19 protein-coding genes are annotated in these 15,569 nt (G+C 70.2%); 13 read left to right on the top strand and 6 right to left on the bottom strand.

Annotated elements, in window-relative coordinates; genetic code table 11:
- The first annotated feature begins 339 nt into the window (after window positions 1-339).
- The 6 genes from V6U86_RS08740 to V6U86_RS08715 all read left to right on the top strand — a co-directional run bounded on the left by V6U86_RS08740 (window position 340) and on the right by V6U86_RS08715 (window position 3,781).
- Complete coding sequence (locus tag V6U86_RS08740; RefSeq protein ID WP_334500559.1) at window positions 340-537, top strand: helix-turn-helix transcriptional regulator; 198 nt, start codon at window positions 340-342, stop codon at window positions 535-537.
- Window positions 538-606: 69 nt separating this feature from the next.
- Window positions 607-735 carry a hypothetical protein gene (locus V6U86_RS08735; RefSeq protein ID WP_334500557.1) on the top strand — a complete coding sequence of 43 codons (129 nt, stop codon included), beginning with the start codon at window positions 607-609 and terminating at the stop codon, window positions 733-735.
- Between the two features lie 43 nt (window positions 736-778).
- Complete coding sequence (locus V6U86_RS08730) at window positions 779-2,326, top strand: recombinase family protein (RefSeq protein ID WP_334500555.1); 1,548 nt, start codon at window positions 779-781, stop codon at window positions 2,324-2,326.
- A gap of 87 nt (window positions 2,327-2,413) precedes the next feature.
- Entirely contained in the window at window positions 2,414-2,728 is a 315-nt protein-coding gene (locus tag V6U86_RS08725) for a hypothetical protein (RefSeq protein ID WP_334500553.1), read from the top strand.
- Window positions 2,729-2,829: 101 nt separating this feature from the next.
- Window positions 2,830-3,123: a hypothetical protein gene (locus tag V6U86_RS08720; protein ID WP_442934900.1), complete on the top strand. Its 294-nt coding sequence runs from the start codon at window positions 2,830-2,832 to the stop codon at window positions 3,121-3,123.
- Window positions 3,124-3,571: 448 nt separating this feature from the next.
- Window positions 3,572-3,781, top strand: coding sequence for a hypothetical protein (locus V6U86_RS08715; protein WP_334500550.1), 210 nt, complete (start codon window positions 3,572-3,574; stop codon window positions 3,779-3,781).
- Here V6U86_RS08715 and V6U86_RS08710 read toward each other — a convergent pair.
- Together V6U86_RS08710 and V6U86_RS08705 are read right to left on the bottom strand one after the other, a co-directional pair.
- On the bottom strand, window positions 3,770-3,916 hold the full coding sequence (locus tag V6U86_RS08710; protein ID WP_334500548.1) for a hypothetical protein: 147 nt from the start codon (window positions 3,914-3,916) through the stop codon (window positions 3,770-3,772). The genes V6U86_RS08715 and V6U86_RS08710 overlap by 12 nt on opposite strands.
- 294 nt (window positions 3,917-4,210) lie before the next feature.
- Entirely contained in the window at window positions 4,211-4,384 is a 174-nt protein-coding gene (locus V6U86_RS08705; protein ID WP_334500546.1) for a hypothetical protein, read from the bottom strand.
- Between the two features lie 1,068 nt (window positions 4,385-5,452).
- On the opposite strand from V6U86_RS08705, the gene V6U86_RS08700 reads away from it, so the two are divergent.
- The 3 genes from V6U86_RS08700 (at window position 5,453) to V6U86_RS08690 (ending at window position 7,856) form a co-directional block, all read left to right on the top strand.
- Window positions 5,453-5,857 (top strand): hypothetical protein, encoded by a 405-nt coding sequence (locus V6U86_RS08700; protein ID WP_334500544.1) that lies wholly within the window; start codon window positions 5,453-5,455, stop codon window positions 5,855-5,857.
- Between the two features lie 404 nt (window positions 5,858-6,261).
- Window positions 6,262-7,179 (top strand): P22 phage major capsid protein family protein, encoded by a 918-nt coding sequence (locus tag V6U86_RS08695; protein ID WP_334500542.1) that lies wholly within the window; start codon window positions 6,262-6,264, stop codon window positions 7,177-7,179.
- A gap of 242 nt (window positions 7,180-7,421) precedes the next feature.
- Window positions 7,422-7,856, top strand: coding sequence for a hypothetical protein (locus V6U86_RS08690; RefSeq protein WP_334500540.1), 435 nt, complete (start codon window positions 7,422-7,424; stop codon window positions 7,854-7,856).
- A gap of 651 nt (window positions 7,857-8,507) precedes the next feature.
- Here the strand turns inward: V6U86_RS08690 and V6U86_RS08685 are convergent.
- Complete coding sequence (locus tag V6U86_RS08685; RefSeq protein WP_334500538.1) at window positions 8,508-8,786, bottom strand: hypothetical protein; 279 nt, start codon at window positions 8,784-8,786, stop codon at window positions 8,508-8,510.
- A 138-nt stretch (window positions 8,787-8,924) separates the two neighbouring features.
- Here V6U86_RS08685 and V6U86_RS08680 point away from each other — a divergent pair, with 138 nt between their 5' ends.
- The 3 genes from V6U86_RS08680 (at window position 8,925) to V6U86_RS08670 (ending at window position 12,315) form a co-directional block, all read left to right on the top strand.
- Window positions 8,925-9,170, top strand: a complete 246-nt coding sequence (locus V6U86_RS08680; RefSeq protein WP_334500536.1) for a hypothetical protein — start codon at window positions 8,925-8,927, stop codon at window positions 9,168-9,170.
- Between the two features lie 1,039 nt (window positions 9,171-10,209).
- Window positions 10,210-10,401 (top strand): hypothetical protein, encoded by a 192-nt coding sequence (locus tag V6U86_RS08675; protein ID WP_442934899.1) that lies wholly within the window; start codon window positions 10,210-10,212, stop codon window positions 10,399-10,401.
- Between the two features lie 75 nt (window positions 10,402-10,476).
- Window positions 10,477-12,315: an NHL domain-containing thioredoxin family protein gene (locus tag V6U86_RS08670; protein WP_334500534.1), complete on the top strand. Its 1,839-nt coding sequence runs from the start codon at window positions 10,477-10,479 to the stop codon at window positions 12,313-12,315.
- Between the two features lie 33 nt (window positions 12,316-12,348).
- On the opposite strand, the gene V6U86_RS08665 is transcribed toward V6U86_RS08670, so the two are convergent.
- The 3 genes from V6U86_RS08665 to V6U86_RS08655 are packed head-to-tail and all read right to left on the bottom strand — an operon-like array spanning window position 12,349 to window position 14,619.
- Entirely contained in the window at window positions 12,349-13,098 is a 750-nt protein-coding gene (locus V6U86_RS08665; RefSeq protein ID WP_334500532.1) for a LamB/YcsF family protein, read from the bottom strand.
- Window positions 13,082-14,044 (bottom strand): biotin-dependent carboxyltransferase family protein, encoded by a 963-nt coding sequence (locus V6U86_RS08660; RefSeq protein ID WP_442934908.1) that lies wholly within the window; start codon window positions 14,042-14,044, stop codon window positions 13,082-13,084. The genes V6U86_RS08665 and V6U86_RS08660 overlap by 17 nt, the downstream gene beginning before the upstream one ends.
- Window positions 13,942-14,619 carry a 5-oxoprolinase subunit B family protein gene (locus tag V6U86_RS08655; protein ID WP_334500529.1) on the bottom strand — a complete coding sequence of 226 codons (678 nt, stop codon included), beginning with the start codon at window positions 14,617-14,619 and terminating at the stop codon, window positions 13,942-13,944. The genes V6U86_RS08660 and V6U86_RS08655 overlap by 103 nt, the downstream gene beginning before the upstream one ends.
- Before the next feature lie 107 nt (window positions 14,620-14,726).
- Between V6U86_RS08655 and trhA the strand changes: the two genes are divergently transcribed.
- Complete coding sequence (gene trhA / locus V6U86_RS08650) at window positions 14,727-15,404, top strand: PAQR family membrane homeostasis protein TrhA (protein WP_334500528.1); 678 nt, start codon at window positions 14,727-14,729, stop codon at window positions 15,402-15,404.
- The last annotated feature ends 165 nt before the right edge of the window (window positions 15,405-15,569 follow it).

Genomic DNA, 15,569 nt, shown 5'->3' with positions numbered 1-15,569 from the left:
CCGGCACCGACGGAAGGTCGTTCACGGCGATCACGAACTGACTCGCGAGGTAGGTCGCCGTTGCCCAAGGATCGCCATGGGCAAGGGTGGCCCGCGCGTCGGGACATGGGTAGGGCTGCCCGCATACCGCACAGTCCCACGCCGGGCGCTGCGGCCGGTGGTCGCTCACCGGGCCGCTCGGCCTGGCTGTGGAGAGGCGTCGGGCAAGGCTGGGATCGCGGGCGGCTCCGAGGGCTGCATGACCGCCATGCTCACGCCGCACGGTGCCCCTTGTCAAGGTGCAGGTTGCTGTTTGACGGGTTGCGGTTTGGCAGGGAGTGCCGTGGCTAACCTGCGCCCATGCCAAGGCACCTCTACGGACGGGGCGAGATCGCCCGTCGTCTCGGGGTGAGCCGACAGCGCGCGGCGGAGATCATGGCACGGCCCGACTTCCCCGAACCGTACGACGTACTCGGTATGGGCGCGGTCTGGCGCATCGAAGACGTAGAGGCCTGGGTGCGTGAGCACCGGCCGCACCTCGCCGACGGCGCGGACTGAAAGCCCCTCGACCGCCTTGTCGTCCGGGTCACGGTGGCTGGGCCCACGAGGCGTGGCAGGCTGACAGGCATGGGATCGACAGCGCGTGTACGGGCTCCAGAACTGCGGGGCCGGCAGTGGCTCAACACCGGCGGGCAGAATCTGACCCTGCAGGACCTTCGCGGCAAGATCGTGATCGCGGATTTTTGGAAGTCCTAGAAGAAGCTTGTAACTCACTCACCGAGGGCCTAGCGTCCTCGCCATGTCCCACCATGAACACCTCGCCGATCTATACCTACGCCTGTCCCTCGACCGTGAGGGAAAGACCGCAATCGAGCGCCAAGAGGCCGACTGCCGGGCCTGGGCCACGCGCGCCGGGTTAGAGGTCCGTACCGTCCACATCGACCGGGGCCGCTCCGGCTACAAGGCCGTCGACCGCGCCGGTTTCGACGCCGCCGTGTCTGCCCTCACGACCGGCACCGTCGGGACGCTGGTCGTTTGGAAGGTTGACCGCCTGTCCCGGCGTGGCATGGGCCAGGTCGGTCAGGTCCTTGACGACGTCGAGAAGGTCGGCGGACGGATCGTCTTCGTTCAGGACGGCCTCGACACGTCGCACTCTCAGGCCCGGCTCGTGCTGGCCCTCCTGTCCGAGGTTGCCCGCAGCGAATCCGCGAACATCGGCCTTCGCGTCGCCAGTGCGAAGGCCCACCTTCGCAGCCTCGGCCGATGGATCGGGGGACAGCCGCCGTACGGCCTGACCGTCGGCGGGGATGGCCGGCTAGACCACGACCCGCGCACCGCGCCGACCGCCCGCGAGATCGCCGACCGGGCCCTGTCCGGCGAGCCGCTGGTGAGGATCGCGCGCGACCTCAACGCCCGGGAGATCCCCGCTCCGCGCGGCGGCGCCTGGGCCGTCGGGACGCTGTCGACCCTGCTCAAGTCCCCCGCGTTCGCCGGACTACTCCCGGAGACCATCAAGCGCGACGGGAGGTACACGGCGAAGGTCGTCCCGTGGCGAGACCCGGAGACCGGCGAGGCCGTCGAGGTCGGCCGAGGGATCGTCACGCCGGCCGAGCAACTACAGGCTGTTCGCCTCCTCGAACAGCGGAGCGCCGCCGACAAGTCGGGTCGTTCCAGGGGCGTCCGCGCGCAGGTCGCCCACCTCCTAACCGGGTACCTACGCTGCGGGGGCTGCGCCGGCCGCATGTCCGCCGCCGGTCAGTCGTACGTATGCCAGGCCCGCCGTCTCGGCCGCCCGTGTCCGGCACACACCACGGCGATGATCCCCGCCGTAGACCGCGCGGTAGTCGACGCCTTCATTAACCGACTCGCCGCGACCGAGCCTGGCGACCCGTTGCTAGACACCGTCGCCGAACGATGGGTCGCCCGGCACGACCCGGACGTGATCCGCGAGCGCGCCACCATCACAGCCGCCCTGGACGACGCTAACGCCGCCCTGGTCGACCTCGAAGACGCCCGATACCTGCGCGGCGAGTTCGTCGGCCCCGAGGCGGTCCAGCGATGGACCCGTTTACACGAACGCCTGACCGCCCGCGTGGCCGGGCTGCGTCGCAACCTCGCCGAGTTCCCGTTGCCCGAGGCCGACATCAGCCCGCTACTTGACCCGGTTCTAGCTCGCGAAGCTTGGGACGCCGCCAATCTTGCCGACCGGCGCGACCTTCTCGGCCTGGCCCTGAACGCCGTAACCATCACGCCCGCCGGGGGTCGCCGGGGCTACAGGTTCGACCCCGCCGCGCGTCTGCGCTTCACCTGGGCCGACGAGCCCGAGCCTGTGCCCTCCAACGCCTGAGATCCGACACCACAACCGCATAAGACGGGCCCCGGCCGAGCGATTCCGCCGCCGACCAGGGCCCTAACGAACCCCGGGAGGTTCGCTGTGTTCAACCCTACTGACCCCCGCGCTTACGTCGCTGCTCCCGCCGGGGCCGCCGACGCCCTCGCCTCTGCCGTGGCCGCCCTGCTGGACGCTGGCTATCTGGTCACCACCGCGACCGCCGCCGCCCCGGCCGACGCTGACGACCTCGTCGCCCTGGTCGCCGACGACATGGACGCCGCCCGCGCGGCTGACGTCGTCGTGATTCTGCCCGGGGCCGAGGACTTTCCCGAACCCGTCTACGCCGCGCTTCACGGCGTGCCGGTCGTGCCCCTGGCCGACGTTCCGGCCTGCCTGCGTCGCCTGCCCACCGCATGAACCGCACCGAACGCGCCGAGGGTGTGTTGCTGCTCCTAATCCTGCTCGTTGTCGGCGCTTCGGCCGGCTGGGCGAGCTTTAGTCACCTCCACGCCTAGACGATGGCGAACAGTCCCGCCGGGACGCCGGAAGCCTTCGGCTGGGTCAACGCCTGCGTGTCCGAGTCGGCCCCCGTAGCGTCGCTGCTGGAAGTCCGGCGGCGTCGGGCGGGCTCGCCGACGGGATACCCGCTCGCCCTGCTGGTCGGGGCGGCGTGCCTATCGACCGCCGCTCAGCTCGCCGTGGCGAAGCCGGGCGTCTCGGGCTGGCTACTCTCGGTCGTACCCGCGCTCGCTTTCATGGCGTTGGTGAAACTCGTCTTCGCCCGGACGCCCGCCATCGTCCCGGACCCTTAAGGCAGGACCGCAGACGCGTCGGCCGGGGCGACCCCTACCCGAGGTACCCCTCGTCCGGTTGAGGCCGTCCCTAGTCCTCCCGGGACCCCCGCGCCGATCGTCCTAGCGCCGCCCCGGCCTCGCCCGCCGGTCATCCCGCCCGGCGTCCGGACGCTTCCCGTCGTCGCCCGTGTCGGCACGCCGCCGGCCACGCCTGATCCGGTGGCGGCACCGCCGAAGACTGCCGACAGGGTGGCGGCAGTGCTGGCCGAACGCCGGACGCCACCCTGGCGCGGAGCGCCGCCCGGCTGGGCATCAGTGAGCGGACCGTCCGCCGGTACCTGCCTGCCAACAAGGTGTCGACACGGCGCCGACGGCCGGCGAATGTGCCGGCAGCCGCGACCGCCTGACCCACTCCTGGGCCGACCGGCGCGTGTCCGGTCGGCCCCGACTCGTCGAGAGGACTCCCGTGCCATACCGCGAACAGCCCATGTCCGCCGCCTGGCTGCCGCCCCGCCCGATCCCGCGCCGGATGCCCGATGGCGCGATCCTGGTCCGACGACGGATGAGCCTCACGCCCGACGGTCCCGTGCCGGCTGGATACGAGTTGCTGCGGCCCGACGATGAGGGCTTCGCTGCGTGGGCGTCCTTCCTGGACATCCGGCAGTCAGCGGAATAGCAATGCGAGAAGCGCGGTCACCGCGCCGAGGACGCCGGCCAGGCCGCCGAGGACGCCCGGGACTGTCCGGAGGTATTCGAGGATCACGCCGTGTCGGTCGCGCGGCGTGTTGCTGGTCTGCTCTTCGGTCGTCACGCCGGGGAACGGTACGGGCGAAGGGGGTTTGTGTCCTGCGGCCGATTAGCGCCGTAGCTCGCGCTGCCCTTTCGTGCGTTGGCAACGGCTACTTACCGCGCCTTACCGAAATTGACCCGCGCCTACCGCCGCCCACGGCCCGCCGAGACGTTCGGGTGACCATCGCTCGTCCGAACGCCGTGCAGACTGCGCGTATTCGGACGTCATAGCGCTGTAGCACATCGGCGTGTCGCCCGGATGAAAAAAGCGCCCGCCCCAATGTTGGGACGGGCGCTCTCGCGCGTCTGGGGCCGATCAGCTCCGGATTCGGAACAGGTCGGCCAGCGCCCGCAGAACAGCCGGCAACTTGTCTGGCGGGACCTTGAACATCGCGACCAAGGCGACGATAAGGCGAGGCGCTGCGTAGGCGACCAGGACAGCGACCAGCACCCATGGGCCTGCGTTGGTGAAGAGTTCTAGCGCGGGCATGGCGAAGCAACCCCCTTGGGGTCATCCTCGCGGCGGCCAAGGCGCGCGAGTAAGGTTCGCCGATCCCGGTCAGGCATCAAGTTTTGCAGTCAGGGTACAGCAGCGCGGCAAACTACTCGGCGACGCGCGCCCAGGTCGGAGCGCCAAGGGGCACCTGTTGGATAACTCCGATGTCGGGCAACAACAGAAGCCCCGCGCGGCAGCGCGAGCAAACGGCTACTGCCGAATAAGCAACGTCCCCCGGGCGGCGCGGCAGAGGAACGGCACGGGGAGGGCGTTGCGCTGGTTCAAGTGGGCCGTCAGTGGGCTGGTCGGGGCGATTAATGGGGCCCCGGCCGCTTGGCGTCCAGAGCCACACCTGACCACTATCGCCGGCATAAAGGACGGCGATAGTGGTGTGGGGTTGAGAACAGTCACAAGTCAGTCGATCGAGTTCCCGGTATCGACCCGGGTTGGCTTTGATCGCCGCAGCCTGTGCCTCGAAGGCGTCCACGTCCAGACCTTACCGCGACGGCGGTTAGTCAGATTCCTCGTCAGCTAGGCACCGGCCACGCTGTTCGCGTGTCCGGGCCGTGACGCGGAGGTGACGCCGGGTAGGAAGAGCACCCGCCGGGGTGACGAAGTGACCGCCGTTTCGTCACTCCCCCATTACCTCTCTTAGAAGAGGAGGAGGAGTCATAGAAGAGGGATAGGGAAGTGACGAAACGTGCGTCACAGCGTCACAGGCGACTTCCGTCGGCCACCGATCTTGGCCGTCAGGTGAACAGGCAGGCCCTCACTGGCCCACTTACATAGGGAGAGCGAACCGGCCGCCAGCCCTCCGGTTCGGTCCGCGCCCGCTGCCGCTGACCACGGCGCGACCCCCTCTGATTGGACGCCCCGATGATGAACTTCGCCCGCTTCCACCCCCGCGCGTGCGCGGCCCTTGACTGTCTGACGGCCTTTACCCCGCGCCAGTCTGGACCCGTCGGCCGGACCTGTTCCGAGACATGCGCGAAGCGTTTGAAGCGCGCCGAGCGTCGCGCCCTTGTCGCCGAAAAGGCCGCAGGGGCGTCGAGCCTCGCGGACGTGATGGGCTACCTCTACGGTGAGCCGGACGCAGTGCCGTCCGCCGAGTGGACCCCGCTGTCGGGGGTGCTTGCCGACTGGGCACCGGGGGTGCTCGCCGAGTTCCGCGCGCTCGCGGCCGAAGCCGACGCCGTCCGCAACGGTCCGGTAGGGCTGGCCGAGCTGATCTCGGAGTGGCCGCTCGGGATCACCCCTGGCCGCCGAGGTACCCGGCGCACCGCTGTAGAGCGCGCCGTCTCCCAGCTTCCCGGCGGTGCTCCGTACGGGACCGGCTTCACCGTGGAGGGCGACGCCCCCGGATGCTTCGACCCGCGCCGGCTAACCCGGCGGGACGAGGGGAACACGTCGCCGGGCATCGGCCGCGTCCTGGGCGACCGGACCGAGGTGTCCGGAGTTCGTCTGTAGTAGCGGGGCGACCGCCCGAGCCTTCCCCAAGGGCTTCCGGCGGTTTGGGGGGCCGCCTCGCGTCTTCTTCCGCGCCTCGGCGCGGAGGGTCGAAGGTGTGCCGTGGGGGTGCGCCGGGGCCGTTGTGACGGCGGTCCCGGCACCTGTGAACCTTCGTCCACAGACACCCGTCTCCTGCGGCGGGTGGCCTTTCAGAGGGGCCAGCGGCCCGGCGAGGACCCGGCCTAGTCAACCGGCGAGCCGGGCCGCTCTCTGCCCGCTCAACTGCCGAGCAGAGCCGGCAACCGAGCACTCCACCCCACGCCCTTCGACCCTCCCCGCACGTGACGCAGAGCGCACGTGGCGACCGGTCCCAGGTTGGGCGACCCCCTTTCTTTTCTCCAACCTGAAAGCGAACGTTCCAGATGGCCAACAGCCTTCTCAACGCCGACCACATTGCCGCCCTGGCGGTCGAGTTGGTCAAGCGCGATCTCGTCCTCGGCGACCTCGTGCACCGTGACTATGCGGCCGAGTTTGGCGGCGGTCGCGGTGAGACCATCCGCGTCCGCGTGCCGGGCGCCCTTCCTGCGCGTACCCGCGACGGGTCGGACAAGACGACCGCACTCGTTGACGACGAGATCGCCGAGCAGTCGATTCCCGTCACTCTGGACACCCTGGCTTACTCCTCGGTCCTCATGAGTGAGTCCGACATGACGCTGAACATCGAGGACTTCGGCCGCCAGGTGCTGAAGCCGCAGACGGACGCCCTGGTCGCGTACTGCGAACGGGCCATCGTCGGCGCGATGTCGGCCACCCCTGACACCGTCGGAATCACCCTGGACCCCGCCGCCCCGGCGAAGATGTTCACTCGCATCCGGACCGCCCTCCGCAACAACGGCGTGTCGGCGGCCATGCCCATTCGCGCCGTGGTCGGCACCGACGTAGCCGCCGCGCTGCTTGACGGCCCGGCCGGCACCTGGGACGCCGACGGGTCCGCGACCGCCGAGGCCGGAACCGCGATGGGCCGCGTCCGGGGTATCACGGTCTACGAATCAAACCGATTTGCCGTTGACGAGGTGATCGGCTTCGTCCCGAACGCCTTCACCCTCGCTGTCCGCGCCCCGGTTGTCCCCCAGGGTGCGACCGCTGGCCGGAGCCTTAGCGCGAACGGCTTCGCGCTGCGCTGGGTCGCCGACTACCTCAGCGCTCAGGCCGCCGATCGGTCGCTGCTGGCGACCTTCGTTGGCGCGAAGGCGATGCCCCTGCCGATCGTCAACGAGACGACCGGCGCCGTGACTCTCACCCCGCACGCCGGGGCGGTGCGCGTCCTGACCGGCGCCTGACCTCTCTTCCGCCCGGACGCTGGACCGACCTCCTACCGGCGTCCGGGCGGACCCCATTTTGCCCACGAAACGAACGTGCGAGGAGTCCCCGTGAACTGCTGCGAATGGTGCGACGCGCCCCTACCCGAGGAGTCCCGGCCGCACCGAAGGTTCTGCTCACCGAGCCACCGAACGCGCGCAAGCGAAGCACGTCGGGGGCTGAACCTGTCCACCGCATACACCCGCGAGCCCGAGGAGACCGAGTGACCATCCCCGCCCCCGAGACCGCGACCACCTGGGACGGCCCCTTCGACGCCGACCGCGCCGCGCGCCTGGTCGAGAACCTGCGGCGAGAACTGGCCGAGGCGAAGAGCGCGCTCGCCACTGAGCGCGAGCGAGCGGCCGAACTTGGGAAGGTCGTCGCGTCCCGCGGCCTGGCCGACGCCCGTACCGCTGCTGTCACAAAGCATGGCGTCCCGGCGAGCCTGGTCGGTTACATCACCGGCGACAACGCCGAGGAAATCGAGGCAAGCGCCGCGAAGATCGCCGCCGACTTCAGCGCCGCCCAGACGACGACCGTGGACCCGCTTCCTGGCAAGCCGAAGCCGCAGCTCAAGCCGGGTCGGACCGCGAACGACGCCGCTGGAGGCGGCTACAACCCCGCCGAGGTCGCTCGCCGTATCGAAGCGCGTGCCTGATGCCCCCAAGAGGACCCAGACCCGCTGGTTAGGCGAGCCATCCGGCGTGCCCTACACGCCGCCGGATGGCGTTGCCGCGCCGCGACACTGCTTGGGATCGAGTGCAGCGCGCTGACCGAGACCGCCGTCCGCACGGCCCGGGCCCGGCCACCGACCCGAGCAGCTGGGAGCCGTTGTGTGCGCGGTGCACAGCGCGGCGTGCCGCTACCCGGGGCGATTCGCCAACCCTGGGGGATCGCTATGACCTGGGAAGGGTCAGATCGAAGGGCACGCCTCCCGAGCAAGTGGGGGACCATCCGCCGCCGCATCCTCGGCGAGACGGCTACCGCTGCCGCCAGGTGTTCAGCACAGGCGAGCGGTGCGGTGCGCCAGGGTCCGAGGTCGACCACGTAGAGCGCGGCGACAACCACGACCTATCCAATCTGCAAACGCTCTGCTCCTACTACCACGGCAGAAAGACGCAGGCGAAGCGGCACAGGCACGGCGACCACGACCATCGCGAGCGCGCGAGCCCAAGCGCTATCCTGGCGCACTTTGGGTGTCGTCACTCTGCGTAAACAGCGTGGGGGGAGGCCCCCGTCCCCCTGGCCCCACACCGAAGCGGCATAGCGCCTCCCTGTCCGTACGGGCATAGAGGTCGCGCTGTGCGGGCTACGCGACGGGCTCGAACAACTCCCGGAACTCCTCGTCATTCATGACCATGAGGGAGCTACCCATCTTGACAAGCCACTGACCCAGCTCAACCGAGACCATAGGACCGTCGTTGTAGATCCGGAACGGACCCGACAAGTTGTCGTGGCTTGCACGGGGGCGGGCGCGCTTAGCCAGCTCGCCAACCTGCTTTGCGGTCTCGCTGTCGTACCGTACGGCTTCAGCGGCTTTTTTCATCTTGAACATAAACTTCCCCTTAATTGTCACGTTAAGCGGCATCAACTGATCCGCTCTTGATCGACAACGACCCCCCGTCCCCGGGGATTCCCGTGACGGCGCGAGGCCCGAGATAAGGCCGAGGACTGACCCAAACGCAGCCTGATCCTGGCGTGGACAGAACCGGCTAGCCTCGGACGTGTGGTGAGAGGCATCGAGGACCTACGCGCAACGCCCGACGACGTTCTGATTGCTGAGCACGACCGGCACGCTCAAAATACGCATGTAGGCACCAGCTACTACATGGACGAGTTGGAACGTCGCGAGCGCCGCCGCGCCATCGAAGCCTCGGACAGGCTGGCACGGCGGGCGTACCGGCTCGCGTGGTCCAACAGCGTTCTCGCGCTGGTTGCCGCCATCGCCGCAATCATCGCCCTCTTTAAGTAGCACCGTCACGAAGGCCCCGCCCGGCTCGGTTCCGGTGCGGGGCCTCTTGGCGTTTAGGTGACGGGGGCCCCCGTCGGACGTTGGAGCCCCCGTCACGGGTAGAGGACCGACCTGTGTCCTCGACCGAACCTCAGTACCAGTGGCCGGTGATGAGCAGAACCAGGTACGTGATGCGCAGCGCAGTCTCTACGACTGATCCGAACTCGCTGGTTCTCCGAAGTACCTGACCTCTCTCTGCCCTTTCCCGCCGCCGCACCGTCGGTTTGCGCGTTGAGCGCATTTCGGATCCTCCTCGGCCGCCGCCTCCCATCAGGGAATTGACGAACCCGGTCCGGCGCTAGCTGCCGGTCCACCGCCTGGGGCCACGGCGAGAGGTGGTTCCTACCCCACAAAAGAGCGTATCGATGGAATGCAAGCCGGTCTCTGCCGTGACTGGCTGGGGTAGGGAGCGAGGGCTAGGTGGGAGGTCTTCGGGGCGAGTTGGCCCCCCGCACGGGCACCGACAACAAGAACCGCGCGTACAGGTCGACCACCGGCACCGTCGGAAGGTCGTTCACGGCCGTCACGAACTGGCCCGCGAGGTAGGTCGCCGCCGTCCAGGGGTCCCCGGCCGCGAGCGCCGTCCGTGCGTCCGGGCATGGGTAGGGCTGTTTACACGCTTCGCAGTCCCACGAGGGGCGCTGCGGCCGGTGGCCGGTCACCAATGCCGCCCAGAGTTGGCCCGGAACGCCGGGCCCCGCGTCAGCCACGGCGCGCGGCCAGGCTGCGGGTAGGCGTCAGTCGGCGCGCTCGCCCAGGCCGGAAGCGCGGGTGTCTGCGGCTCAGCGAGCGGCGGGGTCCGGCGGCGGTCTGGGCAATACCGCCAGCGCAAGCCGCAGACACACGCGCGGGACCACCGCTGACGGCGGTGGACGAGATCAGACGGTATTGGCTCCATTGCTTGGCGTAGGCGCATAGGCTCGACTTTGGCTGACCCGTTGGCAGGTCGTCAACCCCCTCGGTGACAAGTTGCCTACCCGTGTCACCGGATGGTCCGACCGTGCGCGTAATGGCCCTCGCGGAGGTCGCCGACTACCTCGGCGTCTCCCGCCAGCGCGCCGCGATCCTGGTTGATCGCCCAGACTTCCCGGCCCCGATGGAGACGTTGACCGTCGGCCGAATCTGGGACGCGGTCGAGGTCCGCGAATACGCCGCGAGGCGTCGGGAACGCAACGAAGGTGGCGCGGGCTAAGACGCCTCGACGCTTTCTGTCGTCCGGGTCACGACCACCGATACGGAAAAGCCTCGCCGTGGCAGGCTGACAGGCATGGCAACGACAGCGCGTGTACGTGCGCCCGAACTACGGGGCCGGCAGTGGCTCAACACAGGTGGACAAAACCTGACATTGCAGGACCTTAGAGGTCGCTGCGTCTTGTTAGATTTCTGGACGTTCTGCTGTATCAACTGCCTGCACGTGCTCGATGAGCTGCGCCCGCTGGAGGAGAAGTACGGCGACGTGCTCGTCGTGATCGGCGTGCACTCGCCGAAGTTCGAGCACGAGAAGGACGCCGACGCGCTCGTCGCCGCCGTGGAGCGGTACGGGGTGCACCACCCCGTACTCGACGATCCTGAGATGGACATGTGGCAGCAGTACGCGGCGCGGGCCTGGCCGACCTTGTCGGTGATCGACCCCGAGGGTTACGTGGTGGCCACCATGGCCGGCGAGGGCCATGCCGAGGGGCTTTCCCGACTGATCGACGAGTTGGTCGCCACCCACGAGGCCAAGGGCACCCTGCACCGGGGGGACGGCCCGTACGTGCCGCCGCCGGCACCGGAGACCGCGCTGCGCTTCCCGGGTAAGGCGGCGCTGCTGCCGAACGGCAACCTGCTGGTCTCGGACTCGGCCCGGCACTCCCTGGTCGAGGTCGCGCCGGACGGTGAGACGCCGGTGCGTCGGATCGGCTCGGGTGAGCGGGGCCGGGCGGACGGGCCGGCCGCCGCGGCGACGTTCTCCGAGCCGCAGGGTGTGTGCCTGCTGCCTACGCCTGTCGCCGAGGTGGCCGGCTACGACCTGGTGGTGGCCGACACGGTCAACCACCTGCTGCGCGGCGTACGACTGGAGTCCGGCGAGGTGGTCACCGTGGCCGGCAGCGGCCGTCAGTGGCGTGCCGAGGTCGACGACCACGCCCACGACGCGCTCGCCGTCGACCTCTCCTCTCCGTGGGACCTGGCCTGGTACGACGACAAGCTGATCATCGCGATGGCCGGCATCCACCAGCTCTGGTGGTTCGACCCGATCAAGCGGACCGCCGGCATGTACGCCGGTACCACCGTGGAGGCATTGCGCGACGGCCCGCTGGCCGAGGCGTGGATGGCCCAGCCGTCGGGGCTCTCCGTCTCCGCTGACGGCACCCGCCTCTGGGTGGCCGACAGCGAGACCAGTTCCGTCCGGTACGTCGAGAACGGTGTGTTGGGCACCGCCGTCGGGCAGGGCCTGTTCGACTTTGGGCACGTGGACGGGCCGGCGGAGTCGGCGCTGCTCCAGCACCCGCTGGGCGTGTGTGCGCTGCCGGACGGCTCGGTGCTGATCGCGGACACGTACAACGGCGCGGTGCGCCGCTTCGACCCGGCCAGCAACCAGGTCTCCACGGTGGCGGACGGGTTGGCGGAGCCGAGCGACCTGGTGCTCACCCCGTCCGGTGAGGTGCTGGTGGTGGAGTCCGCCGCGCACCGGTTGACCCGACTCGCGCCCGGTGCCCTGTCGGCGGCGGGGGCCAGCACGGTGGACGGGCCGCGGCACCGCACCGAGCGCAAGCCGACCGACGTCGCGGCCGGCGAGGTCACCCTGGACATCGTCTTCACCCCGGCGCCGGGGCAGAAGCTGGACGAGACGTACGGGCCGTCGACCCGGTTGGTGGTCTCCGCGTCCCCGCCGGAGCTGCTGGTGGATGGTGCCGGCACGGGCACCGAGCTGTCCCGCCGGCTGGTGCTCAACGGTGAGGTCACCGCGGGGGTGCTCCAGGTGACCGCCCAGGCGGCGACCTGCGACGCGGACGTCGAGCACGCGGCGTGCCATCTGACGCGGCAGGACTGGGGCGTACCGGTCCGGGTGGTCGACGGAGCCGTGACCCGGCTGCCGCTGGTACTTCGCGGTCTGGACGCCTGACGTGACCGGAGGGGCCCAACCGGGCCCCTCCGATCAGGCGAACGGGGCCAGGGTGATGTCGGCGTCGATCAGGGTGGCGCGGACGAGTTCGGTGGCGGAGACCGCGCCCGGGGTGTCGCCGTGCACGCAGATCGAGTCGACCGAGCAGGGGATGATGGTGCCGTCGACCGCCACCACGCTGCGTTCGATAGCCATCCGCACCGCTCGTTCGGCGATCTGCTCCGGGTCGGTGATCACCGCGCCGGGGGTGCCGCGCGGCACCAGCGCCCCGGTGGGCAGGTAGGCGCGGTCGGCGAAGGCCTCGGCCACCACCGGCAGACCGGCGCCGACGGCGAGTTGGGCGAGCGTCGAGCCGGGCAGGCAGAGCACGGGCAGCTCGGGGTCGTAGCCGCTGACGGCGGCGACCACCGCCGCCGCCTGGGATTCGTCGGTGCTGGCCGCGTGGTAGAGCGCGCCGTGCGGCTTGAGGTAGCGGACCCGGGTGTGAAACAGCCGGCAGAACGCGTCCAGCGCCCCCAACTGGTAGGTCACCTCGTCGCGTAGCTCGGCGAAGTCGTACGCGATGTGCCGCCGGCCGAAGCCGGCCAGGTCCCGGTAGCCGACCTGCGCGCCCACCGCGACCCCGCGTCGCGCGGCGCCCTCGCAGACCCGCCGCATCGTGGACGGGTCGCCGCCGTGGAAGCCGCAGGCGACGTTGGCGGAGGTGACGAGGCTCAGCAGCGCCTCGTCGTCGCCGAGTCGCCAGATGCCGAATCCCTCGCCCAGGTCAGCGTTGAGGTCCATGGAATCTGACGGTAGTACCTGGGCGGGCCTGCGCGAGCGGGGTCACGTCGGTGACCACCCCGATGACGGGGTATCCACCGGTGGTCGGATGGTCCGCGAGGAAGATCAGGGGTTGCCCGTCCGCCGGCACCTGCACCGCGCCGAGCACGATGCCTTCGCTGGGGAGTTCGCCGGCGACCGCGCGGGGCAGCGCCGCACCGGCGAGCCGCGCGCCGACCCGGTTGCTCAACGGGCTGATGGTGTACGCGCTGCCGAAGAGCCGGTCGAACGCCGTCGGCGTGAACCAGTCCTCGCGAGGACCGGGTCCCAGCGTCAGGTGCAGCTCCGGGGCAGGGCCGGGGCAGCAGGTCGAGTCCACCGGGGCGGGTGCGTCGATCGGCTCGCCGAGGGGCAGCCGGTCACCGTCGCGCAACGGCTGGGGGCCGAGCCCGGAGAGGGTGTCGGTGGCCCGGCTGCCGAGCACCGGTGACACGTCGATGCCGCCCGCCACCGCCAGCCAACTCCGTACGCCCTGTCGGGCGGGACCGATCCGCAGCACCGTCCCGGCCGGCACGCTGAGCGGGCGGCCGGTGTCACCGGGCCGTACGCCCGCCTGGACCGGGACCTCGGCACCGGTGACGGCCACCGTGGTGGCCCGGGTCAGCCGCAGGGTGCAGCCGGTCAGGGTGATCTCCAGGCCAGCCGCGTGCTCCGGATTGCCGACCAGCCGGTTGGCCAGCCGCAGGGCGGCCGGGTCGAGGGCGCCGGATCGGGGTACGCCCAGGTGCGCCCAGCCGGGCCGGCCCAGATCCTGCACTGTGGTGAGCGCGCCGGCGCGGAGCACCTCGATGGTCGCCGGGTGGGTCACGCCGCCACCATCCGGACCGTGGTGCCCGGGTTGAGGCGGGCCGGCGGGTCGGCGGCCACGTCGAACAGCACCAGGTCGGTCCGACCGACCAGCTGCCAGCCGCCCGGTGACGCGCCCGGATAGATCCCGGCGTACGGGCCGGCCAGCGCGACCGAGCCGGCCGGCACCCGGGGGCGGGGCGTGGCCAGCCGGGGCAACGCCAACTCTGCGGGCAGCCCGGTCAGGTAGGGAAAGCCGGGGGCGAAGCCGCAGAACGCGACCCGGAACCTGGTGCTGGTGATCCGGTCGCGTACCGCCGACACGTGCACGCCCCAGTGCTCCGCCACCGCCGGCAGGTCCGGCCCGTCGAAGGAGACCGGTACGACCACGTCCACCGCGTCGTCTTCGGCGTCGGCGTGGTGGTGTTCGGCGTCGGCCTGTGTGGAGCGGGTGGTCGCGGCGGCGACGGCGGACGCCCATCGGGTCAGTTGCTGGGCCGTGGTGGTCGGGTCGGGCAGGCCGTCGAGCAGCACGGTCCGGGCCGCCGGCACGATCTCGACGGCGATCAGGTCGCCCTGCTCCCGACGCCGCCACAGCTCGCTTCGCCACGCTTCGACCAGCACGGCCTCGGGGATGTCGGCGGGGGTGGTGCAGTCGATCAGCAGGGCGTGCGCCCCGACGGGTCGGATCCGCATCCGCTCATCCTCGCCGATGTCGTGCCGATCTGGTGTTCACGATGATGGTGCCGGGTGTCACCAACGCCACTACTGCTAAGTAACCTACGGTGTCGTAGCCTGACTGGATGACCACCTCCGCCCCGCTTCGCCTGAAGCCGGTCGACATCGGTAAGCCCCGGATGCGCGGCTGGCTGCACACGTACGCCTTCTTCGTCGCCGTGGTCTGCGGCATCGTGCTCTGCTCGATCGCCGCCACCCGGCCGGGGTGGGCACCCCTGGTGAGCTGCCTGATCTACAGCCTGACGGTCTGCGGGCTCTTCGGCACGAGCGCGCTGTACCACCGTCGGGTGTGGTCGGAGCGCGGCTACCAGGTGATGCGCCGGATGGACCATTCGATGATCTTCGTGTTCATCGCCGGCACGTACACACCGCTCTGCACGATGCTGCTCGCGCCCCGGCCGGCCACCGTGATGCTGGCTCTGGTCTGGGGGGGCGCGCTGGCCGGCGTGGCGGTCAAGGTGGTCTGGCCGCACGCGCCGCGCTGGGTGTCCGCGCCGCTCTACCTGGCTTTGGGCTGGGTGGCGGTGGCCATGCTGCCGGAGATCCTGCACGGGGGCGGCGTCGCGGCGCTGGTGCTGCTGATCATCGGTGGCGCGATCTACAGCGTCGGGGCGGTCTTCTACGCGTTGCGCCGCCCGAATCCGTGGCCGACCGTCTTCGGCCACCACGAGTTCTTCCACGCCTGCACACTGCTGGCGGCGCTCTGTCACCACATCGCGATCTACTTCGCGCTGTTCGCCTGACCCGAACGCTCCGGGCCACGATCGTGCCCCGGGCCACGATCGTGCCCCGGGCCACGATCGTGCTCGATCCAGGATGTAGTGGCCACGTTCACGCCTCGAACGCCCTGTTTCCTGGATCGAGCACGATCTCCGGATCGCTGCTCCCCGGGACCGGGCACCCACCTC

This window comes from Micromonospora sp. CPCC 205558, from assembly GCF_036902955.1.
Lineage (GTDB): Bacteria > Actinomycetota > Actinomycetes > Mycobacteriales > Micromonosporaceae > Micromonospora.
Note: the sequence above shows the minus strand (reverse complement) of the source record. Positions and strands in the feature narration are given on the sequence as shown.